The organism is Sphingomonas sp. FUKUSWIS1 (assembly GCF_000733135.1).
In the GTDB taxonomy this organism is placed as follows: Bacteria; Pseudomonadota; Alphaproteobacteria; order Sphingomonadales; family Sphingomonadaceae; genus Sphingomonas; species Sphingomonas aerolata.
Map to the genome: position 1 here is coordinate 1 of NZ_JPJC01000007.1, position 21,087 is coordinate 21,087.

General features: G+C 64.4%; 18 protein-coding genes. 12 read left to right on the forward strand and 6 right to left on the reverse strand.

Translation table 11 applies throughout. The features are described from left to right. Positions 1-2: 2 nt before the first annotated feature. The 10 genes from sphsw_RS00545 to sphsw_RS00595 all read left to right on the forward strand — a co-directional run bounded on the left by sphsw_RS00545 (position 3) and on the right by sphsw_RS00595 (position 12,199). The gene (locus tag sphsw_RS00545; protein WP_235188224.1) at positions 3-1,640 is read left to right on the forward strand and encodes a serine/threonine-protein kinase; all 1,638 of its coding nucleotides are present in this window, start codon (positions 3-5) and stop codon (positions 1,638-1,640) included. 11 nt (positions 1,641-1,651) lie between these two features. Continuing rightward, positions 1,652-2,662 (forward strand): type VI secretion system-associated FHA domain protein, encoded by a 1,011-nt coding sequence (locus tag sphsw_RS00550; protein WP_031438907.1) that lies wholly within the window; start codon positions 1,652-1,654, stop codon positions 2,660-2,662. Then, positions 2,659-3,432, forward strand: coding sequence for a PP2C family protein-serine/threonine phosphatase (locus sphsw_RS00555; RefSeq protein WP_081874035.1), 774 nt, complete (start codon positions 2,659-2,661; stop codon positions 3,430-3,432). Before sphsw_RS00550 ends, sphsw_RS00555 begins: the two co-directional genes overlap by 4 nt. Positions 3,433-4,213: 781 nt before the next feature. Continuing rightward, positions 4,214-5,548, forward strand: coding sequence for a chloride channel protein (locus sphsw_RS00565; RefSeq protein WP_031438910.1), 1,335 nt, complete (start codon positions 4,214-4,216; stop codon positions 5,546-5,548). Positions 5,549-5,583: 35 nt separating this feature from the next. After that, entirely contained in the window at positions 5,584-7,047 is a 1,464-nt protein-coding gene (locus sphsw_RS00570; RefSeq protein ID WP_052380785.1) for a DUF389 domain-containing protein, read from the forward strand. A gap of 162 nt (positions 7,048-7,209) precedes the next feature. Further along, complete coding sequence (locus sphsw_RS00575) at positions 7,210-8,391, forward strand: trypsin-like peptidase domain-containing protein (RefSeq protein WP_052380786.1); 1,182 nt, start codon at positions 7,210-7,212, stop codon at positions 8,389-8,391. A gap of 66 nt (positions 8,392-8,457) precedes the next feature. Continuing rightward, a complete protein-coding gene (locus sphsw_RS00580) occupies positions 8,458-9,135 on the forward strand; it encodes a winged helix-turn-helix domain-containing protein (RefSeq protein WP_031438913.1) in 678 nt (225 codons plus the stop codon). A 2-nt stretch (positions 9,136-9,137) separates the two neighbouring features. Then, entirely contained in the window at positions 9,138-10,499 is a 1,362-nt protein-coding gene (locus tag sphsw_RS00585) for a sensor histidine kinase (protein ID WP_042466239.1), read from the forward strand. Positions 10,500-10,616: 117 nt separating this feature from the next. After that, positions 10,617-11,330 (forward strand): bacteriorhodopsin, encoded by a 714-nt coding sequence (locus sphsw_RS00590; RefSeq protein ID WP_031438915.1) that lies wholly within the window; start codon positions 10,617-10,619, stop codon positions 11,328-11,330. Between the two features lie 47 nt (positions 11,331-11,377). Continuing rightward, positions 11,378-12,199 carry a Brp/Blh family beta-carotene 15,15'-dioxygenase gene (locus sphsw_RS00595; RefSeq protein ID WP_235188225.1) on the forward strand — a complete coding sequence of 274 codons (822 nt, stop codon included), beginning with the start codon at positions 11,378-11,380 and terminating at the stop codon, positions 12,197-12,199. Between the two features lie 66 nt (positions 12,200-12,265). On the opposite strand, the gene sphsw_RS00600 is transcribed toward sphsw_RS00595, so the two are convergent. Beyond that, positions 12,266-13,450 (reverse strand): DUF2254 domain-containing protein, encoded by a 1,185-nt coding sequence (locus sphsw_RS00600; RefSeq protein WP_235188228.1) that lies wholly within the window; start codon positions 13,448-13,450, stop codon positions 12,266-12,268. Here sphsw_RS00600 and sphsw_RS20160 point away from each other — a divergent pair. Continuing rightward, on the forward strand, positions 13,358-13,567 hold the full coding sequence (locus sphsw_RS20160) for a hypothetical protein (protein ID WP_235188230.1): 210 nt from the start codon (positions 13,358-13,360) through the stop codon (positions 13,565-13,567). The genes sphsw_RS00600 and sphsw_RS20160 overlap by 93 nt on opposite strands. Positions 13,568-13,698: 131 nt before the next feature. Here sphsw_RS20160 and sphsw_RS00605 read toward each other — a convergent pair whose 3' ends face one another. Together sphsw_RS00605 and sphsw_RS00610 are read right to left on the reverse strand one after the other, a co-directional pair. After that, positions 13,699-14,814, reverse strand: a complete 1,116-nt coding sequence (locus sphsw_RS00605) for a sialidase family protein (RefSeq protein ID WP_235188226.1) — start codon at positions 14,812-14,814, stop codon at positions 13,699-13,701. 161 nt (positions 14,815-14,975) lie between these two features. Then, positions 14,976-15,812 (reverse strand): hypothetical protein, encoded by an 837-nt coding sequence (locus sphsw_RS00610; RefSeq protein WP_042466244.1) that lies wholly within the window; start codon positions 15,810-15,812, stop codon positions 14,976-14,978. A gap of 311 nt (positions 15,813-16,123) precedes the next feature. Here sphsw_RS00610 and sphsw_RS00615 point away from each other — a divergent pair, with 311 nt between their 5' ends. Further along, positions 16,124-16,795: a hypothetical protein gene (locus sphsw_RS00615; RefSeq protein WP_031438920.1), complete on the forward strand. Its 672-nt coding sequence runs from the start codon at positions 16,124-16,126 to the stop codon at positions 16,793-16,795. Positions 16,796-16,886: 91 nt separating this feature from the next. On the opposite strand, the gene sphsw_RS00620 is transcribed toward sphsw_RS00615, so the two are convergent. The 3 genes from sphsw_RS00620 to katG all read right to left on the reverse strand — a co-directional run bounded on the left by sphsw_RS00620 (position 16,887) and on the right by katG (position 20,611). Further along, positions 16,887-17,342, reverse strand: coding sequence for an SRPBCC domain-containing protein (locus sphsw_RS00620; RefSeq protein WP_031438921.1), 456 nt, complete (start codon positions 17,340-17,342; stop codon positions 16,887-16,889). Beyond that, positions 17,339-17,992 carry a TetR/AcrR family transcriptional regulator gene (locus sphsw_RS00625; RefSeq protein WP_443024365.1) on the reverse strand — a complete coding sequence of 218 codons (654 nt, stop codon included), beginning with the start codon at positions 17,990-17,992 and terminating at the stop codon, positions 17,339-17,341. The genes sphsw_RS00620 and sphsw_RS00625 overlap by 4 nt, the downstream gene beginning before the upstream one ends. Positions 17,993-18,385: 393 nt before the next feature. Then, a complete protein-coding gene (katG, locus tag sphsw_RS00630) occupies positions 18,386-20,611 on the reverse strand; it encodes a catalase/peroxidase HPI (protein WP_031438923.1) in 2,226 nt (741 codons plus the stop codon). Positions 20,612-21,087 lie beyond the last annotated feature (476 nt).

Genomic DNA, 21,087 nt, shown 5'->3' on the forward strand with positions numbered 1-21,087 from the left:
GGCTGGGCGAGGGCGCGATGGCGGACGTGTTCCGCGCGTTCGATCCAGGAATTGGGCGCACCGTGGCGATCAAGGTGCTCAAATCGGAATATGGTCGCGACCCCGAACTGGGTGAGCGCTTCCTGCGCGAGGCGCGCGCCGCGGGCGCGCTGAACCATCCCAATATCGCGACGGTCTACGATGTGGGCGAGGCGGACGGTGTCGCCTATATCGCGATGGAGCTGATCGAGGGGCAGCCGCTCGACACGCTGCTGCTGGCGCAAGGGCGACTGCCGTATGAACGCGTCCTGGCGTTGGGTCAGCAACTCGCCTCGGCGCTCGACTATGCACACAGGGCGGGCGTCGTGCACCGCGACGTGAAGCCATCGAACATCCTGCTGTCGGCGGACGGTCGCACCGCCAAGCTGCTCGATTTCGGCGTCGCGCGGATCGGCGATATCGACGTGTCCGGCACCGAAGGACGCCTTGCGCGCACGCAGGTCGGCCAGATGATCGGGACGCCGCGCTATATGAGCCCGGAACAGGCGCTCGGCATCCCCGTCGACCAGCGGTCGGACCTCTTCTCGCTGGGCGTGGTGCTGTACGAGATGGTGACCGGCAAGGTCGCATTTCCCGGCATGGGGCTGGCGACGCTGGCCATCCAGATCGCGCAGGAGCGTGTCGAGCCGATCGCGCGTTCCGCCGCGGACTGCCCGCCGGGCCTGCGTTTTGTGATCGACAAGCTGCTGGGGAAGAAGCCCGAGCAGCGGTTCGCCGACGGCCATGCGGTGTACGAGGCGCTGACCCGCGAGATCGCGGCGACCGCCGAGGCAGCACCCGGCCGCCGTGGTCTGCCGCTGAAGATCAAGCTCCCGCTGGCGCTCGTCACAGTAACCGCGATCGCGCTGGTCGCGAGCGTCTCGTCGATCCTGGAGCGGCAGCAACGCACGCTTGAGCATATGGCGATCGTGTCGGGTCGCTCGATCGCGGCGTTCGTCACCGGCAACACCGCGGTGCTGGCTGCCGACAATGCGGGGCTCGCGCCCGAGCAGCAGGATTGGACCGCGTTGCAGGCCTTCGTCGCTTCGGCCTCGCGCGATCAGGAGATTCGCGACATGGTGGTCGCCGATACCGGCGGGATCGTCCGCGCGGCAGACGACGCGAAGCTGATCGGCACGCGCTATCGCCGCACCGTTGGCGAAGCGGCGATCGGCAGCGGCGCCGGCGTGACCGCGGCACCCGACCGGGGCAAGGGCGCAGGACTGCGGTTCGTCCGGCCGATCCGCTATGCCGGGGCCGAGTTCGGCACGGTCGACCTGGTGCTGCGCCGGACCGCGCTGGACGCCGCGATCGCCAATGCGCGGATGCTGCTGACGGTGCTGTCGCTGGTGATCATGGGTGTGGTGCTGGTGATCGGCTATCTGAGCGGCGCTATGGTTGCCCGGCCGCTCGCCCGACTGCGCAAGGCGCTGGACGAGGCGGCGAAGTCCGATTTCGCCCTGCGCATATCGCATCGCCGCCGCGACGAATTCGGCGCCGCGTTCGACGCATTCAATCGCGCCGCCGCCGCAGTCGAGCCGCATCTGGCGGGTACCGGCGCGCAGGCCGACATCGCGATGCGCGCTACCCGCGTCGTGCCGTCCGCTCGTCTGGCCGCCTGAGGATCCGTTTGATGTACATGCTCCAGCTTTTCGACCGAGACGACATGGTCCAGTCGCTCGATGCGCGGCTGATCCGCGAGGGTCTGCTCCGCATCGGTCGCGATACCGAGGCGGACTGGCCGATCGCCGACCCCGATTGCGCGCTGTCGCGGGCGCATTGTGAACTGCGCGTCGACGGCGATGGGCTGACACTGCGCGCGCTCGGCGCGAATGGCGTATTCGATGCCGATACCGGGCAACGGTTTCCCGATGCGGTCGACGTGGTGCTGCCGGTGCCGAGCGCGCTGAGGCTCGGCCGGTTCAAGATGGTCGCGACGCAGGCCCCGCATGGCGACCTGGAAGTCGATGGCGCGCTGACCATGGTGCTGACGCCGCCGCTGGGATCGTCGGTGGAGGTGCCGAGCGACTGGGCCGATGCCGGTGAGGCGCGACCGCTGGGCGATGGGTCGTTGCTGGAGGCATTTTGCGAGGGCGCCGGGCTGGACTGTTCGCTGCTCTCCGAAGAGGAGCCGACCGAGATCATGCGGCGGGCGGGTGCGGTGTATCGGCAGATGGTGCTGGGGATCGGCGACCTGATGGCCGAGCGCGACCATGCGCGCGGACGCTATCAATTGACGCGCACGACCATCAGCGGCGCGGACAATAATCCGTTCAAATGGGCGCCGACACAGCGGCTGGCGATCGACCTGCTGCTTGCGGGCTCCACCGGGTTCCTGTCGGGCCCGGCGGCGCTGAAGGCGTCGTTTCGTGACGTGAAGCGGCATCTGGTCGCCACGTTCGCAGGCCTGCAGGGGAGCCTGCGTGCGGCGATCGGCACGTTCGAGCCGGCATCTGTCGATGCGGCGATCGCGGACCGCGCGACGCTGCTGAAAAGTCGTGCGAGCCTGCAGATGGCAGAAGTCGCTGACCGTCATGCCGACCTGACACGGCAGATCGTGGCATCCGCACCCGGCTCGCTCGATCGCGCCTTCGCCCTCGCCTATGACGCCGCGGATACGGCCATGGCCCGCGATCCCGCATGAAGCTCGCCAGCCTGTTGCGACGCAAACCTCGCGGCGGTCCGTCGCTCGCTGAGGAAACCGTCTATGTGTCGCAAAACCGATCCCATGTCGGGCGGGTGCGCAGCGTCAACGAGGATCGGCTTCTCGATCGGGCAGACCGTGGGCTCTGGGCGGTCGTCGACGGCATGGGCGGCCATAGCGGCGGCGCCGCCGCCGCGGAAACGGTGGTCGATGTCTTGCAGGCATTGGCGGATGATCCGGCGCCGATCAACGCGGCAGCGGTGCGCGCCGCGGTGTCGCATGCCAATCGCGCTATCTACGACGTGCATGCGACCAGCGGCGCGACGATCGTGATCGCGTTGATCGAGGGCAGTGAGGCGACGATCTTCTGGGCGGGGGACAGTCGGGCCTATCTGATGCGCGGCGGCGGGGCGGAGCGGCTGACCCACGATCACAGCGTCGTGCAGGAGATGATCGACGCGGGTGTCCTGACGGAAGCCGCGGCGGACCGTCATCCGCAAGCCAATGTCGTCACGCGCGCGCTCGGCGTTGCGCCGGCCGTAGCGCTGGATAGCGTCACCACACTAGTCCAGCCGAACGATCGATTTCTGCTGTGCTCGGACGGCGTTTCGCGATCGCTTGATCCGCGCGACTACGCGACGATGCCCGCGGCGATCGGTGACATGGCGGACCGCATTCTTGAAAACGCACTGCAACGTGATGGCAGTGACAATGCAACGCTCGTCGTGATCGCAGCGCTATCGGGGCGAGACCTGTGCGTTCACCCGTAGCGGAACGCACGACCGCTGCTCTGTTGTTATGCAGCGTCATGCAGAACCGTGTACCATCTGCTAGCCTAGGATAAGAATACTAACGTTCCATATCGCGCTGCCGTCGAACGGCCGGCACGCATAGATGTCGGCCGATAACTCAATCGCTGTCGATGGTGGGAATTCAACGGGATGCAAGCCATTTGGTTTTTCGCATCGGGAATGACCGGAATGGCGGTTAGCGGGGCTGGCGGCGTTCCGTGCTGGATCATTGCCAAGCGCTGGTGCCATTTAGGGGGGCATCACGTGCTCGCAAACGGCAGAGATGCCAAATCGCCGCCGCATTGATCCCGGCCGCTGCAAGCGCGATTCTTGGCAGGTTAGGCCGCGTTCGTGGTCTGTAGGATAGTTTATACTAAAATATTTTTGAATATAGCTTTATAACCGGCGATATAATGCCACTGTTGATACTTTCAAAATTGTCGATATAAAAGTATATAATGAACTAAGTAATGTATTCTATAATATGAAGGCAGCCTCAGTTCTTAAAGCACTATTTATTGCTGGAATGCAGCCAGTCCGCTTTTGGGAGCCGATCAGCGGAAGCAGGCGTTCGTTTATCGAGCTATATTGCCTTAGCCTCCATTCCGACGCCGACCATCGGCTTGATCTGCTGCGGCGTGGCATGACGCGTTCTGAGGGCGCTCAGCTGACAGATGGGGTCGACGCCATACACCACGTCCTGGTTCAACGGCTTGGTGTCAGGGGTGGCCTAACTGGCGCCGCGACCTAAAAGAGCCCGATGGCTGGCCTGTTCAATCGTCTCTTACCGTCCAAACGCTGGACGCCGTCGCGGTATCGGGCGTTGCTGCGCGCGCGCGGGCCGCGATCGACGCAGTTCCGGACGCGGGGTGCGATTCTTGCGGGGGCGATCCTGATCGGGATCGTCGCGACGCTGTTTGCGGAGGCGGCCGATTGGGCGGGCGAGGTTTTCAGCGACTTTGCAAAGACCTGGCATTGGTTGCCGCTGGTCACGACGCCGCTGACGTTCATGGGGCTGGTCTGGCTGACCCGTCGCTATGCGCCGTTCGCGCGGGGATCCGGGATCCCCCAGGTCATCGCGGCGCAATCCAATCCGAATGATGCGACCGGCACGTTGATCTCGATCCGGACGGTGGCGGCCAAGGCGGTGCTGACGATCGGCGCTGTGCTGGGTGGCGCCTCGGTCGGCCGGGAAGGCCCGACCGTCCAGCTGGCGGCGGCCGTCATGGGATTTACGCACCGTCTCGTCCGCGTGCCGTTGCGGGGCGGGGTCCTCATCGCCGGTGGTGCCGCAGGCGTCGCGGCGGCGTTCAACACGCCGCTCGCCGGGCTGCTGTTCGCGATCGAGGAACTCGCGTCCGCCTATGAGCAGAGGGTGACGCTGCTCGTCCTTGCCGCGATCGTGATCGCCGGGATGGTCGCGCAGTCGGTGCAGGGCGACTATATCTATTTCGGCGCGATCGGTGCGCATATGCCGCTGCTGTCCGCGCTGATCGTCGCGCCGGTCGCAGGGATCGCGGGTGGCATGACCGGCGGGCTGTTCTCGCGCATTCTCCTGGCGATGGCGGTCAGCCGCAATCGCGTGACGGGGTGGACGCGCGCGCATCCCGTCGCGTTCGCCGGGATCTGCGGGGGCATAGTCGCGGTGCTCGGCGTCGTGACCGGGCTGACATGGGGAACCGGCTATGCCCCGGCGCGCGCGATGATCGTCGGCGTGGATGCGCCGCTCTGGTTCGGGCCGGCCAAGCTGGTCGCCACCGCCGCGACGGCGATCGCGGGCCTGCCGGGCGGGATCTTCGCGCCGTCGCTCGCCGTCGGCGCTGGCGTCGGCAATCTGCTGCGCGAGATCTTCCCCGGCGAGCCCGCCAGCGCGATCGTGATCCTGGGCATGGTCGCCTATTTCGCGGGCGTCGTCCGCGCGCCGCTCACCGCGGTCATCATCCTGTCGGAGACGACCGCGAGCCGCGGCCTGATGCTGCCGATGTTCGCGACCGCGTTCATCGCCGATGCGGCCAGCCAGTGGGTATGCCGCGAGAAGCTGTACCATGGTCTATCGAAGACCTTCGCCATGACGGAGACGACCCGATCCACCTGAACCCTGCAAAATTCGCAACGCTCCCCCGGGCGTGGATGGCCAAGGCCACCGAAAGCGTCGACCATGACGGCATCCTGCGACAGATTGCCGAGGAAGCGGGGTGGTCGGGACGCTACGCCTTCCTGATCGTCATTTCGGCCGCGATCTCGTTGCTCGGGCTGCTGATGCCCTCGGTCGCGGTGCTGATCGGCGCCATGCTGCTGTCGCCGCTGATGATGCCGATCATCGGCCTGGGCTTCGGCATCGCGACGCTCGACTTCCACGAGATACGCCGCGCGGCGACCGCGTTGATGCTGGGCGCGGCCATCGCGGTGGCGCTGTCGGTCGTGCTGATCCTGCTCTCCCCGGTCCAGACGATCACGAGCGAGATCGCCGGGCGGACGCAGCCGACGCTGTTCGACCTGCTCGTCGCGCTGCTGTCGGCAATCGCGGGGGGCTATGCGCTGATCCGCGGGCGCGGGGGTACGGTCGTCGGCGTGGCGATCGCCATCGCCCTGATGCCGCCGCTGGTGGTGGTCGGATTCGGCATCGCGACGTGGAACTGGGTGGTCTTTTCGGGCGCGCTGTTGCTGTTCCTTACCAATGCCATCACCATCGCGCTGACCGCCGCACTCGTCGCGCGCTGTTACGGGTTCGGCAGCCATCTGTCGCCGCACCACACCGGGTGGCAGCTCGTGCTGTTCGCGGTCGCGATCGGAGTCCTGTCCATTCCCCTCGGTGCCGGTCTGCGTCGCATTGCGTTCGAGGCGGTCGCCCAGCGGCAGGTACGCGATGCACTGGGCGAGGATTTTCCCCCGGGCGCGCGGCTGAGCCAGGTCGAGATCGACCATGGCGCGAACCCGGTCCGCGTTCGTGCGGTCATGCTGACGCCGCGGATCGAACCGGGGGCGGATCGCAAGCTCGCTGCGGACCTTCGCCAACGCTTGTCGCGGCCGGTCGATGTCCATGTCGACCAGGTCCGCATCTCGCCCGAGACAGGCGCGGTCGAGGCGGCGCAGATCGCGCGGGCGGGCAATGGCGATGCGCTGCGCGTTGCACGCGAGCGCGATAGGGCGATCGCGGACGTTGCGCTGATCGCGGGCATTCCCGTTTCATCGGTGCAGCTGGATTCGGCGGCGCGAACGATCCGCGCGACGGCAGCGCCCCTCACGGGTCTCGGCATCGCGGGCTATCGCGATCTGGAACGTCGTGCGGACGCGGTGGTCGCCGATTGGCATGTCAGTCTCAATCCCCCGAACGACGTGGCCTTGCCGGACGTCGGTATCAAATCCGGCGTCATCGACGATCAGACGCTCGGCGACGCAGCCTGGGTATCCGCCCGGTTCGCGCGGGCGGTCGACGTGCTGGGCGGGACCCTGCGTCAGCGCACAGCGATAGCACAGGGTATCGTCGCGCGAGGGGGCAGGGCAGCCTCCGGGCGTGCGGGCGGTCGCCTGCGCCTGATATGGTCGGTCGACACGGACTCATCTCCGGCGGAAACAAGCGAGCGCGGCGCATAGCCGCTGCGGCTGCCATTTCGCGCGTGACATCCTGACAAGATTGCACGGATGTAATGTTCAAAACAGGCTGCGCCCATCATCCGGGTCCAGAAAGTAGCATCTGCTTCTAACTGAACAAGGACATGGATCGTGATATTCAAGCGTCGCCTGACTGTACGTCCAATGATCGCTGCCGTCGCGCTTGGCACAACCGCACTCGCCGGCGTCGCGGGCGGCGCGATCGCTGCGGACGACGGTCGCGTGAATATCGCCGACCGGTTCATTGCATCCGGTCCTGCTGCCGTCGCGTCGACGGGTGTGCACGCCTCTTTGTCGGATATGGTCGAGGCCGTAGGACCGAGCGTCGTTCAGATCCAGGTCAAGCCCGCGGCTCTTCAGGCGTTGCCATTCGAGCCGACCCAGTTCGGGTCAGACGATAGCGAACTGGCCGATCGTCTGGGGCAGCTGTTCGGCTTTGGCATGCAGGATCGTCACGGGCAATTCGAAGCGCCGCAGCAGCAAGGCCCGCAGCGCGGATCGCTCGGCTCGGGGTTCATCGTCGATGCCTCCGGGATCGTCATCACGAACAACCATGTCGTCAACGGCGCGGACCGCGTCACCGTCCAGATGTCGGACGGACGGGAGTTTTCCGGTCGCGTCCTGGGCCGCGATCCCAAGATCGATGTCGCCGTGGTGAAGATCGACGGGAAGGGCAGGTTCACCCCGGTCAAATGGGGTGACAGCGATCATATCCGGGTAGGCGATAGCGTGTTTGCGGTCGGCAGCCCGTTCGGCCTCGGCAATACCGTGACGTCCGGCATCGTGTCCGCCCGCGGCCGTGAGATCGGGGCCGGGCCGTATGACGATTTCCTCCAGGTCGACGCTGCGATCAACAGCGGCAACTCGGGCGGGCCCTTGTTCGATGGTGCAGGCCGGGTGGTCGGCGTGAACACCGCCATATTCTCGCCGACGGGCGGTAACGTGGGCATCGGCTTTGCGATACCTGCCGCAATAGCGCGCAAGGTCGCGCTTCAGATTGCGCAAAACGGCCACGTGTCGCGGGGGCGGATCGGCGTTTCCTTGCAGGACATGTCACCGGACATCGCGCGTGCGATGGGCTCGGACGTCACCAAGGGCGCGCTTATCGCCGAAGTCGAAGATGGCGGGGCCGCTGCCCGATCCGGCCTGCAGCGCGGCGACGTCGTTCGACGCTTCGGATCCAGGCCGGTAGATAACGGGCGCGACCTTGCCCGAGCCGTAGCAGAGGCTCGGATCGGTTCGATCGTCCCGACGCAGGTGGTGCGTAACGGCCGTCAGGTCTCCCTGAACCTGCGCATCGCCAGCGAAACGTCGGGCCAGTCCTGAGCGTGTGGAACCGGGGGGCGGTACACGCGTCCGCTCCCTGAACACCTGAAAAGGATTATCGCGCGCTTGAAGCTGCTCCTGATCGAAGACGATGCACAAACCGCTGAGTATGTCCGCCGCGGGCTGGTGGAACTCGGACACGCGTCGGATCATGCCGCCACCGGTATCGACGGTCTCACTGCGGCTATCGTCGGCAAATACGATGCGATCATTCTGGACCGGAACCTGCCCGGGCTCGACGGACTTTCGGTGCTGAAGTCGCTGCGCGCAAAGGGTGACCAGACGCCGGTGCTGCTTCTGTCTGCGCTGGGGCAGGTGGACGACAGGATCGCAGGGCTTCAGGCCGGCAGCGACGATTACCTCGCCAAGCCTTTTTCGTTCGGCGAACTCGTTGCCCGTCTGGAGGCGATCGTGCGGCGGCGCAGCGATACGCACGCCACGCAAGGTACCCGGCAGACGGGCTCGTTGACGCTCGACCTGCTCGGCCGCACGGCCATGCGCAACGGCAGACGTATCGAACTGCTCAACAAGGAGTATCAGCTGCTCGACTATCTGACCCGCCATGCCGGGCAGGTGGTGACGCGTACGATGCTGATCGAGGCGATCTGGGATTATAACTTCGATCCGGGGACGAATGTCGTCGATGTCCATGTCAGTCGTCTGCGTGCCAAGATCGACGGTCCGGAGGATGTCCCGATGATCAGAACGGTGCGCGGCTCCGGCTATCGACTGGATGCTGTCTGACGATGCGCTTGCCCTCAACGGCCGCATTGCGCGGCGCGCTCTGGATCACGCTGATCGCACTCATCGCAACGGGGATCGCCCTGAGCGTTCAATATGTCCAGACGATACGCCTGCTCGACGCGCGTGCCCAGGCGGCAGTCGACGACGAGACGGCAGGCCTTATCGAGCGCTATCAGAGTGAGGGGCCATTTGCCGTCGCGCAGTCGGTGTCGCGTGCGGTCGGGCGCCCGCGCGTCACCGACTTCATCTATCTGATGACGGACGCTTCGGGACAGCCGGTTGCGGGCAATCTCGCCAAATGGCCTGACGAGATCGACCACACCGGGTATCGCACCTTCGAGACCCAGGTCGCGACGACACGCGGCAGGGTGTTCGAACGACAGGTCGCCGCGCGCACGGTGCTTCTCGGCAACGACTATCGACTACTGGTCGGCAGCCTCTCGGACGATCGCCGCCTGCTGCACGACCGCTATGTGTCGGCACTGGCCTGGTCACTGACCGCCACCGGAGTGATCGGCCTGCTTTTCGGGTTCTGGTACAGCCGGCGCGGGCTTGCCTTTCTCGATGCCGCCAGCACTGCCGGCGATCGTTTCCGGGTGGGACATCTTGACGAGCGCTTGCCCGTGACGGGGCGCGGCGACGAATATGACCGGCTTGCAGCGACGCTGAACCATGGCTTTGCGGAGATCGAACGTTTGGTGGATTCGCTGCGAACCGCGACGGATGCGCTTGCTCATGACCTGAAGACGCCGCTGACGCGGATCCGGTCTCGGCTCGAGCTTGCGGCACTGGGCGGGGGGCATGGTGACGCGACATCGGATATGCGCAGCGATCTCGACGCCCTGCTTCGCACGATCGACGATACGCTAAGACTGGCCCGTGCCGAGACGACGATGGCCAGCGAGTTCGGTCCTGTCGATCTGGCCGCAATCGTCATCGAGGCCGTGGAGCTTTTCGAGCCCGTGGCAGATGATCGTGGATTGGATCTGACGGTCGAAACGACGCCGGTGACCATAAGGGGCGTTCGTTCGCTGTTGGGGCAGATCGTTGCCAATCTGCTCGACAACGCGATCAAATATACGCCGCCCGGCGGGTCGATCCGCGTGACGCTTGGGCATGAGATCGATGGGTTCACGCTCGTCGTGGCAGATACGGGACCGGGTATACCGGTTGACCAGCGCGAGCATGTCGTGACGCGCTTCGTTCGGCTCGACACGAGCCGGCATTCCCAAGGTTCTGGCCTTGGTCTCAGCATCGCACAGGTCGCGGCCCGCGTTCATGGCGCATCGCTGACATTAACCGACAACGCGCCGGGTCTTCGTGCGGCGGTACACTTCCCGAGGACACAGGAAATCGTCAGTTGAGACGCCGTCAAACATGACAGCTTCATGAACTTATCGCGAGCCAGGACCCAAAACATCTGAGTGATGTTGGTGGCTCAAGGTCGGCGCCGGGTCGTCCTCATGATAGGGGGCTCCCTGGTGGATCAAACCGCTTTCCTGATCGGCTTCAGCGTGATGTCGGTCGCGTCGCTGGCCATATATGCGACGGGTAAGAAGACGCAGCCGTCGGGCCATCATACGCTCCTGCACGCCAGCGTGCCGTTCATCGCGGCGACCGCGTATCTCGCAATGGCCTTTGGCATCGGCACGCTTATCAACAGCGACGGTTCGCTGACATATCTGGCACGCTACGTGGATTGGTCGGTGACGACGCCGATCCTGTTGTCGGGTCTCGTGCTGCTGGCTTTTCACGAGCATGGGAAGACGGGTGAGGTTGGTGGGTATCTGACCTCGGTCATCGTGCTCGATGTGCTGATGATCGTCACGGGGCTGATATCGTCGCTTGCCGCACCATCGATGGCGAAATGGATCTGGTACGGATGGTCCTGCGTCGCGTTTCTGGGCGTCCTGTATCTTCTATGGGGTCCATTGCGATCACTGGCGCTCAGCCGTGGTGCTGCCTTGGGAATGGCCTATGGCAAGAACCTCACCTTCCTGACCGTCATCTGGTTCCTCTATCCGATCGTCTTCCTGATCGGACCGGAAGGTTTGAAGCTGATCACCGATCCTGCATCGGTCTGGGCGTTCCTGATCATGGATGTGATCGCCAAGGTCGTCTACGCATTCTACGCGGCAGCCACCCTCGACAAGGCGTTGGCGCAGGATGACGGCGAACGCGGCCACCGGGCATGACACGGCGCGCCCCGGCCCTTGGCTGGGGCTCCCTTCTGGCGGGGGCTTTGGTCGCCTCGTTTTGCGTGCTCACCGTACAGCTCGCGTTCGCGGCCCTTGCTGTCGGGGTCGTCGGCATGGCGCACGGTGCCAGTGATCTCGCTATCGTCGAGCATCGGCGGCGCCCGGCATTCCTGATGCTGTACGTATCTGCACTGTTTGTCTGTCTTATGTGGTGGATCGTCGATCCTGCGATCGCACTCCCTGCATTCCTGCTGGCGTCGGCAGTCCATTTTGGTCTTGAGGATGCCCCCGCGAGCAGGCCGTTCGAAAGGATTGCCCGCGGCATAAGCCTGGTCGCAACGCCTGCGACGCTGCACGCGACAAGCCTCGCCCGCATTCTCGATCTTGCTGGAGTTCGAGAGTCCGGTGCGCCGGCCATGGTCAGCATTTTGGCAGTTGCGGGTGGCGCAGCAGCCGCCTGCCTGGTGATCATCGGCGCGGCGCGCCATGATCGACGTCTTCTGGTCGGAACGACCGCGCTTCTCATTCTGCCCCCGCTCGTCGGGTTCTCGGTCGGATTTCTGGTGCTGCACGCCGTGCCGCAGACGAAAGAGCGTCGAGATCGGTTACGGTGCGTGACGACCATTGCGTATCTCCGCGCCACGGGACCAATCCTCGGCCTGGCTGTGCTGCTGGTCGGAATCATGGGCGGAGTGCTGCTGCGGTGGGACCCCTCGGGCGTGCGGTCGCTCTTTGCCGGCGTCGCGGCACTGGCGATGCCGCATCTGCTGGTGACGCCGTATTTCGACAGGGTTACGCGGCGATCCGGGTCGATGGGGCTGCCTCGTGACCACAGGGACGTGGTGCGTGCTCATGTCCTTGAATGACTTCAGGTTGTCGGCAGAGGCCGCGATGTCGTCGAACCAGATGGCAGCATGCCGCCTGATCGTGCCTCAAGCGGGCCAGTGCCTGCGATAGGCTTCGTTGAATGCCGTCAGGTCGTCGGGATCTTCCATGGTCGTCGCCACCCGCTTCGCGTGGCGGTTGGCCCAGTGCTCGATTTCCCGACGCGCAGCCGGCAGGCTTGCGTGCATCGCTGCAAGCGTAGCCGTCAGTCGCAACGACACCTCGACCTCTGCAATCCCTTCGCGCAGGATCGGGCCGAATGCATCGCCGAGCATATCCTCCATGGTTGGCTGGCCGATGTGAACCCGTGGGGAGTCCGGCTCCTTATCGACACGCGCCGCGCCGGGGCTCAGCGTCAGGAATACGCGAAGCAGGGCATTGAGAACCTCGATCCCCGTGCCTGGATCATTGGTCGCCGGTGCGAGCGCCCGGCTGGCAATTTCGGACAGCGCGATCAGCCCCAGTCGAGGATCCTGGTCGAAGGACCGATGCCGTTCGATGGTGAACGTCTTGATCAGTTCGCTCTGGATGCCGTCGTCGATCTTTCCCGAGACCTGCACAAGCGTACGAGCGGGATGCATCATCGCGCCAGGCAGGACATCGACATACACCGTCAGGTCATTGCGGTCAGCGATCGTGCCAAGTGCGGTGATGTCGATATGCGTGACATATCCGGTCTGCACCGCGGTGACTGTGACGGCATCGGCGGGGATGGCGACAGCCGCACGGCCGCCAAGATGAGGGTGTGCAGCAAAATCCTGCATTGCCTGGGTCGCGGCCTCCTCTACGCGGTCGATCACATCGGCCATCCGTCCAAACGCCGTGATATGCCCGATCCAGCGCAGCAGCGTGCCGACCACCAGCAGGATGATCAGCACGGTCGCTGCGAACAGGATGATCCGGCCGTCATGGCCATAGGCGCTGGTGTTCAGGCCAACGATCCCGACCATCGAGAAGACGAAGGCGCCGAGGAAGGTCGACAACGCGTTCTGCGACGTCGGATCGCTGACCATCAGCTGGGTCGCACGCGGCGTCGCGAGTTGCGTTGCGGAGGAGTAGGCACTGACCATTGCGGTTAACGAAAAGGTCGTGACCGCCAGCATGCTCGAGGCCATGATCTGAAGGATCGTGCCGACAGATTGCTGCCCGATATCGGCATCGAACGTGTACGGCAGATACGGCGTGACGAAAGCGGCGAGGATCGCCAGCGCGACGCTCAGCAGGCTGATGATCGCTGCCCGGAACCAGACCTGCCGGACGATCCGGCTCAAAATCCATGTCCATTGCGTCATTTAGCGCTCCTTCAGCTGGCTGGTAGCCGAATAGCCACGACGACAACAGCGCGGTGATCCGGCGGCTCCGCTCGAACTGTCCGCAGATCATCTGTGCGAAGCAAAACAAGCCCCGCCTCGATCACATTCAGCGACTGGCGCCGGGAAGATCTTACCTCGTGACGGGGCGCCGGAGCGTGACCTCCTACTCAGCGCAGCTGTGTCGGATCGATCACGACGTGACGGATTTTGGTACGGTTATGCGTGTAGGTGACGTGGACCAGTCCATCGCGCGTCTGGATCACCGCCGGATAGGCATAGCCGTCGGGTAGCGGCTTGCTCTCGAGTGTCAAAGCGTTGTGCCACCGCACGCCGTCGTCGGACAAACCGATGTTGAGCGGCCAGCGTGCGCCATCGCCCGGCCGCTCGGGTAGATGCGCGCTGTGATTGTAGACGATTAACTGGCGCCCATCGCGCAGCGTCACCGCATCGGTACCCGCATTGGGATTGGGGAGGTCGATCGCCGCGATTGGTGACCAGTTGCGCCCGGCGTCGCGTGACCAGCTCATCGCAAGCGCACCCTGCCGCGTCCGCGCCACCAGCTCCAGTCGACCATCGCGGTGAAACAGGATGCTCGGCTGGATCGCCTCGATGTGCATCGGTGAGGCCACCGCGTCGCCGACCTGCCAGCTTCTCCCGCGATCGGTGCTCCGCTCGATCCGGATCGACCAGATATTGGCCTCTGCGCTGCCTTCCTCGCGGCTCGACGGCGACACCCAGCTGCCGTCGGGCGCAATGACGGGCTTGTTCTTGATCGGTCCCAACACGCCATCCGGCAGGCGCTGCGGCCGACTCCAATGTCGTCCGCCATCGGTCGAGTGGATGACCATGCCCCACCACGCCCGCGGATTCGGCCCGACTTTGTAGAAGAGATGCAGGGCACCGTCCGCAGGCTGAAACAGCACCGGGTTCCAGGTCGGAAATCGCTGACCGTCCGCGGACACACCATCGGCGACCGCGACCGGCGTCTCCCATCGCGTCGCGCCGCGTCGTGCGAACCAGATACGGACGTCAGGCTGGCTTTCGCCGGAACCGCCGAACCAGGCTGCGGCCAGCGTCCGGTCAGGCAGTTCGACGATCGTCGAGGCATGCGCCTGCGGGTAAGGCGCATCGGCATATATGAATTCCGACGATATGATCGGCGACCGAAGCGGGGCCGCAGTGGCCGACGGGGCATGGCCGATCCGGGCTTGCGCCGCGGCGCTGACCGCAAGTGCGATTGCCGCGACCTTCACCATGTGCGCCAGAAATGCCCTGAATTTCATCGCTGTACCCCAACAACGTTGCGGGTACGCGTAGACCCGTATTGCGCGAGCCGGATAGCATGGGGTTTCCAACCGAGCCAATGGCGACTGATGTGCGCGATGGTTCGTATTCGTGGTCTGCCTCACCATTCGTTTTGGGAGCGCAGCGCCCGCGGCATAGTCTAGAAGCGGCGTGGTTCGTGTCCGATCAGGTCGCACGTGCCCCGAAAGCCATAGTCACTCATGCCCGTGACCGTGATGCGGCCGCTGCGCCGATCGATCACGAGCCGTGGCTTGTTCAAGCCGTTCAGGCGGTAACTCGCGCGGACCGTATCTGGGCTGACAGTCACGTCGTACAAATCCCACCATCCCTGATTGCCACGGGAATTGATCGGCGGGATCAGCGACTTGGGTAGCCGGATACGTCCGCCACCGGCCCAGGTCTGTACCATGAGCGAGGCATCGAAGACCTCCTTCCTGGTTTCGGTATACGTGCCGGACTCATAGCGGTCACGATCACGGTTCCAGTTCCAGGTCGTCCCGTTCGCAAAGCCCGTTTTCGATCCGTCCCCAAAACACACGAGCCCGAGTTCCACGTTTCTGCCGTCAACAACAGGTCCTCCCGAAGGATAGCGATCCTGACCGCCGCCGGGGCCCGCTGGCGCGCGTCCATAGGCCAGATCGGGGTCATAGTCGGGACGCGGTCGTGGCGCAGCCTGACCACCATAGCCGGAGTTGGGCCGGAGGTTCGCGGGCTTCCTGCAATCGGGGGAGGTGGTCGGCTGGATGGAATTGTAGCGGCCTTCCATCGTCGCAATGCTCACGCACTGGCGGCGATCGGCGTTCCACCAATAGGTATAGACGCGATCGTCGCCTTGCTCACCCCGGATGTTGACGTAGCCGCGTCGTTGCAACTCCATCTCGGCCTGACCTGCACGGGCGCCTACCATGTCCTCGAGCCCCGTGGATTGCGCGTGGGCAATTGTGGGAAATGCCGAGCCCATGACAAGGGCGGTCATGGTCGTGGACAGGCCAGACGGACAACGCATCGCGATTCTCCCGTTCGTTCGAAATCACCTCATCATCAATTGAGTGATTGTATAAAAAGGGAGCGACGGCGTCCATCGCTGTCAACGGCGTTCGGCCACCGACTGCCCATGGGAATTGGACGGCGAGCATGCTCGCTTCGGCCGAAGAGCCGTTTGGTCGGTGCCGGTCTTCATCACATGCGGCAGGACCCGCAAGAGTGCGTCTTCGGCAAGCACTAGGGGGCGGAGTCTAGCACAAGGCAAGCCGTTGCGATCGACGCCCGGATCGAACATGATGCAGCATGGACTTCATGAAGTGGCTCAATTCGCTCGACGAACTTCTGTACGAAGTGATGAGCTGGGTGGTCTTCTTTCCCCTTACGCTTTGGCAGGCGCTCTTTCGACCGATCCGTACGATGGAGGAGATCGAGCGCGAAGCCGCGCTGCCCGACGATGAACGCTACGCGTCGATACTCAGTCCGCCCCTTTTTCTGGCTCTCACGCTGTTGCTGGGGCACAGCGTCGCTACGGCGTTGGGCCAGACCGACGAAATCATCGCCAATCATCATGGTCTGGCCGACCTGGTCAACGACAATGCCAGCGCCCTGGTCCTCCGCGTCGTCGTTTTCGCGGGTTTCCCACTATTCCTCGCAGCCCGCATGGTGCGCCAACGCAGGATCAAGCTCGATCGCAATTCCCTGCAGCAGCCATTTTACGCGCAATGTTATCCGGCGGCCGTCTTTGCGCTGGGTCTGAGCGTCGGCAGTAGTTTCGGGATGGACCATCATCAAACGACGCGCATCATTGGACATTGGCTCGTCGGATCGAGCATCGTGAACTTCTGGATCGTCGAGACGCGCTGGTTCGCGCAGGTGTTGGGGATCAGCCTGGTGCGCGCGACCTGGAACGTCCTTGTCGGGCTGCTGGAAGGCGCAACATTTCTGATCGCGGTGGGCTTTTTGTTCACCCGCTAGCGCGAACTTTGCGATCACGGGAGAACCGCCCGCCCCACGCTTGCCAGGCGGTCCTCTAACACCTGCGAAAGCATGAACACAGCAATGGCGGTTAGAGCGCACCTCCCTCGGCCAACGTCTGGAGCTGATCGGCCATCGCGCCCCAGCCGGCTTCGAAGCCCATCGACCGGTGGCGCTCCCACGCTTCATCGGTCCAATGGCGTGCCGCGGCGGTAAAACGGGTGCCGTCCCCGTCTTGCGCGATCTCGAACAGGCCGACCATGAACGGCCCACTGGGCTGCCAACCCGCTGTAAAAGCATCGGTGAATACGAAGCGGCGGTTAGGCTCATAGTCGAGGACTACGCCCTCGTTAAGGATCTCCTCACCGTCGGGGCCATGCATGACCACCAGGCTACGGCCTCCGGGGCGCCATTCGATCTCGCGTGCTTCGGCGCGCCACGGTCGCGGACAGAACCACTCCTCGAAGCGATCGATCAATGTCCGCCAGACATCCTCTACGGGGGCAGCGATACGGCGCTCGACGCTGAGTTCACGGATATTGCTCATCGTTTCTCTCCTCGGCACAATAGGGTCACGTAGCGCTTCAGGTGCCGCACGCTCTCGCGCGCCGCTTGCGGATCACCAGTTGCCTTGGCGACGACGAAACCGCCTTGAAGCACCACTTGAAAGTGGAGCGCGAGGCTCGCTGCATCGACGTCGGCAACGCCATGATCAGCCAGCGCTTCGGCGACGTCGCCTTCGAGCGTGCGCGCATGGCCGACGATTGCCGCCTCAGCAGCGCGCGCAATCGCGGGGTGTGATTGATGCACCTCCTGCGCGAGCGTGCCAGCCAGACAGGTAAAGGCGTCAGTGCCGCCGTCGATCAGCGCCTCTCGCAGGTCAAGATAGCCCAACACGCGCGCCAGTGCCGCGGGTGCGCGATGATAGTCCGCATCGGCGAACAGCGGCGTGGTGATCGCCAGCCAGTGGCCGGCGGCGGCCACCCCCAGCGCCTCCTTGGAAACGAAATGGTGGAAGAAGGCGCCCTTGGTGACCCCGGCAGCCCCACAAAGCTGGTCGACGCTGGTGGCCGCAAAGCCGTTGCGGCGGATGAGCGTCACGGCTGCGTCCAACAGCTTGTCGCGAGCGCTATTGGAAGATCCTCGACTCGTCATAGTGCCGGCATACCAACCGGTCGGTATGCCGGCAAGGATCATCAAGATGGTGCTCGGAAGCGATCGTCGCAAAGGCCGGGATTGAAAGTCGGTGCCCCTATCGAATGGTAGGAGCTGAGGGGGCGAACGCGTCGCGAATGTCCGGGCCCCGGTCCATGCACCCAGCTGTCGGGACCAGTACACAGGTCGTACGATTTCGACCGGGATTGCCTCAAACGCTATTCAGCGCGGGTCGCTCTGCCGTCGGGGCCAAGGGCACAAGCCGCCACCCTTATAAGTACGATAACGGCGGCTGCAGTGCGACCTGGAAGCCCATGGCTAAAGGGCACGGTAAAGATCAGAATCTATATCTCATAACTCAGGCCAGTGACGGATAAGCCGTGTACGTTCGGAAACTTCCCCGATCGACACGGCCTATCCGGCCACCGACGTCGCTTACGTCGCCTGGTTCGACGATACCGGCTTGGCGGTGACGTCAAAGCGGTCGGCGTTCATGACCTTCACCCAGGCACGGATGAAGTCGCGCACGAACTTGTCCTCGTGACCGTTCTCGGCATAAACCTCGGCCGTCGCGCGCAACTGCGAGTTCGAGCCGAAGACCAGATCGGTGCGGGTCGCCTGCCACTTCTTCTCACGACCGCCACGATCATAGCCGATGAACTTCTCGTCGCTCGACGTGTCGACCAGATCCCAGAACGTGTCATTGTCGAGCAGGTTGACGAAGAAGTCGTTCGTCAGCTGCCCCGGACGCTTGGTCAACACGCCGTCGGGCGCATCGCCGAAGTTCGCGCCGAGCACGCGCAGGCCACCGACCAGCACGGTCATTTCCGGCGCGGACAGGCCGAGCAGCGAAGCCTTGTCGAGCAGCAGCTCCTCGGTCTTCACCGGGTGACGCGTCTTCAGGTAGTTGCGGAACCCGTCGGCCTGCGGCTCCATCCAGACGAAGCTTTCGACATCCGTCCACTCCTGCGTCGCATCGCCGCGGCCGCCAAGGAACGGTACCGCCTCGTCGTGCCCGGCGTCGCGTGCCGCTTTCTCGACCGCTGCCGAACCCGCCAGCACGATCGCGTCGGCCAGCGACATGCTGCCCCGCAAGTCGTTCAGCTTTGCCAGAACCTGGCTGAGCTGCTCGGGCTCGTTGACCGGCCAGTCCTTCTGCGGCGCGAGCGCGATGCGCGCGCCGTTCGCCCCACCGCGGTGGTCCGACCGGCGATAGCTGGAAGCCGACGCCCAGGCGGTCTTGACCAGCTGGCCGATCGTCAGCCCGCTCGACAGCACGGCGTCCTTGAACGCCGCGACGTCAGCGTCCGACGGCGCGGTGCCTTCGGGGACCGGATCCTGCCAGATCAGCGTCTCTTCGGGAACCTCGGGGCCAAGGTACCGGACCCGTGGCCCCATGTCGCGGTGCGTCAGCTTGAACCACGCGCGTGCGAACGCGTCGTCGAGCGCCGCCTGGTCGTCGCGGAAGCGCAGCGCGATCTCGCGGAACTCGGGGTCCACCTTCAACGCCATGTCCGCGGTGGTCATCATCGTCGGCACACGCTTGTTTGGGTCGCGCGCGTCGGGGGCCATGTCCTCCGGTTCCGGGTTGACTGGCTGCCACTGCTTTGCGCCAGCGGGGCTCTCGGTCAGCTCATAATCGTACTTGAACAGCAGGCGCAGATAGTCGCCTGTCCACTTGGTCGGGTTGTTCGACCACGCGCCCTCGATGCCCGAGGTCGTGATATGGCCCTGGCCGATTTCCTCGCTGTCGGTCAGCCAGCCGAGGCCCTGCATGTGGACCGATTCCGAAGACGGGGCCTTGAAATGCGGTGCGGCCTTGGCACCGTGCGCCTTGCCGAAGGCATGACCGCCGGCGGTCAGCGCCACGGTTTCCTCGGAATTCATCGCCATCCGCTGGAACGTCGCCTTCATGTCGCGTGCGGACATGAGCGCGTCGGGCTCACCGCCCGGGCCCTCGGGATTGACGTAGATCAGCCCCATCTGGATCGCGGCGAGAGGCCCTTCGAGCTCGGGCATATCCTCGCTGATACGCGTCTGCGCACCCTCGTTGACCCAGATCTCCTCGGCGCCCCAGAAGGTATCGCCCTCGGAGGCGAAGACGTCCTTGCGGCCGCCGGCGAAACCGAACACGGGACCGCCCATGCTCTCGATCGCGACATTGCCGGCGAGGATGAACAGGTCGGCCCAGCTGATGTTCTTGCCGTATTTCTGCTTGAGCGGCCACAACAGGCGACGTGCCTTGTCGAGGTTGCCGTTGTCCGGCCAGGAATTCAGCGGTTCGAAGCGCTGCTGACCCGACGACGATCCGCCGCGGCCGTCGGTCACCCGGTAGGTGCCGGCGGCGTGCCATGCCATGCGGATCATGAACGGGCCGTAGTGACCATAGTCGGCAGGCCACCAGGCCTTGCTGTCGGTCATCAGCGCCGTCAGGTCCGCCTTGAGCGCTGCATAGTCGAGCTGCTTGAACGACTCGGCATAGTCGAACTCTTCGCCCATAGGGTCGGGAGAGACGCCGTGCTGATGCAGCATGTCGATCGGCAGCGCGTCGGGCCACCAATCCTTGTTCGTGCGACCGAGGAGCGAGCGGGCCTTAACCTCGCCGCCACCCTGGGGGCCCATTGGGCAACCGCTTGCCTTAGGCTGTTCGTAATCGGCCATCTTGGCGTCCTCTCCTAATGAGTTTTACCACCGTGTTGGTAAAATGCCGGATCTCGGGTACATTTGTCCAATCGATTATACGGGCGACAGCTATCATCGCACTCGATCACAGAGGGCTGTGAGCGTGTCGTCTGACGGCGCGTACATTCGCGATGATCCGGGTCATCATCATCGTCAGGCCGACAGACCTCGCGGCAACTGATCTGATCAAGGTGTCGCCAAACTTACATTTACTGCGGTTAGAGGATGGGCGTCTTTAGTCTGGTTCAGAGTTTTTCGTCGTGACCGCGCCCCAAGTCCGCCCGATAGATCGTTGGTTCGTCGGCCTCGAAACGCGCGGCGTGTTCGCAGACCCGGCCAGCCGTGAGGGACGGGACTTCGTGTATCGCCGCAGCGCGGCGGGTGCATCGCTGCAAGGTGACCTGCTCGTTCCGGCGTGGACCGAGAGCGCAAGACCGGGCGCTGGCGATCCCCGT

Bases quoted from the DNA above. Each gene is read 5' to 3' on its own strand.
- sphsw_RS00625 (WP_443024365.1), bottom strand. From the start codon at position 17,992: ATGATCCTTGCCGGCATACCGACCGGTTGGTATGCCGGCACTATGACG.
- sphsw_RS00615 (WP_031438920.1), top strand. From the start codon at position 16,124: ATGGACTTCATGAAGTGGCTCAATTCGCTCGACGAACTTCTGTACGAA.
- sphsw_RS00565 (WP_031438910.1), top strand. From the start codon at position 4,214: ATGGCTGGCCTGTTCAATCGTCTCTTACCGTCCAAACGCTGGACGCCG.
- sphsw_RS00555 (WP_081874035.1), top strand. From the start codon at position 2,659: ATGAAGCTCGCCAGCCTGTTGCGACGCAAACCTCGCGGCGGTCCGTCG.
- sphsw_RS00620 (WP_031438921.1), bottom strand. From the start codon at position 17,342: ATGAGCAATATCCGTGAACTCAGCGTCGAGCGCCGTATCGCTGCCCCC.
- sphsw_RS00575 (WP_052380786.1), top strand. From the start codon at position 7,210: ATGATCGCTGCCGTCGCGCTTGGCACAACCGCACTCGCCGGCGTCGCG.
- sphsw_RS00570 (WP_052380785.1), top strand. From the start codon at position 5,584: ATGGCCAAGGCCACCGAAAGCGTCGACCATGACGGCATCCTGCGACAG.
- katG (WP_031438923.1), bottom strand. From the start codon at position 20,611: ATGGCCGATTACGAACAGCCTAAGGCAAGCGGTTGCCCAATGGGCCCC.
- sphsw_RS00610 (WP_042466244.1), bottom strand. From the start codon at position 15,812: ATGACCGCCCTTGTCATGGGCTCGGCATTTCCCACAATTGCCCACGCG.
- sphsw_RS00585 (WP_042466239.1), top strand. From the start codon at position 9,138: ATGCGCTTGCCCTCAACGGCCGCATTGCGCGGCGCGCTCTGGATCACG.
- sphsw_RS00550 (WP_031438907.1), top strand. From the start codon at position 1,652: ATGTACATGCTCCAGCTTTTCGACCGAGACGACATGGTCCAGTCGCTC.
- sphsw_RS00605 (WP_235188226.1), bottom strand. From the start codon at position 14,814: ATGAAATTCAGGGCATTTCTGGCGCACATGGTGAAGGTCGCGGCAATC.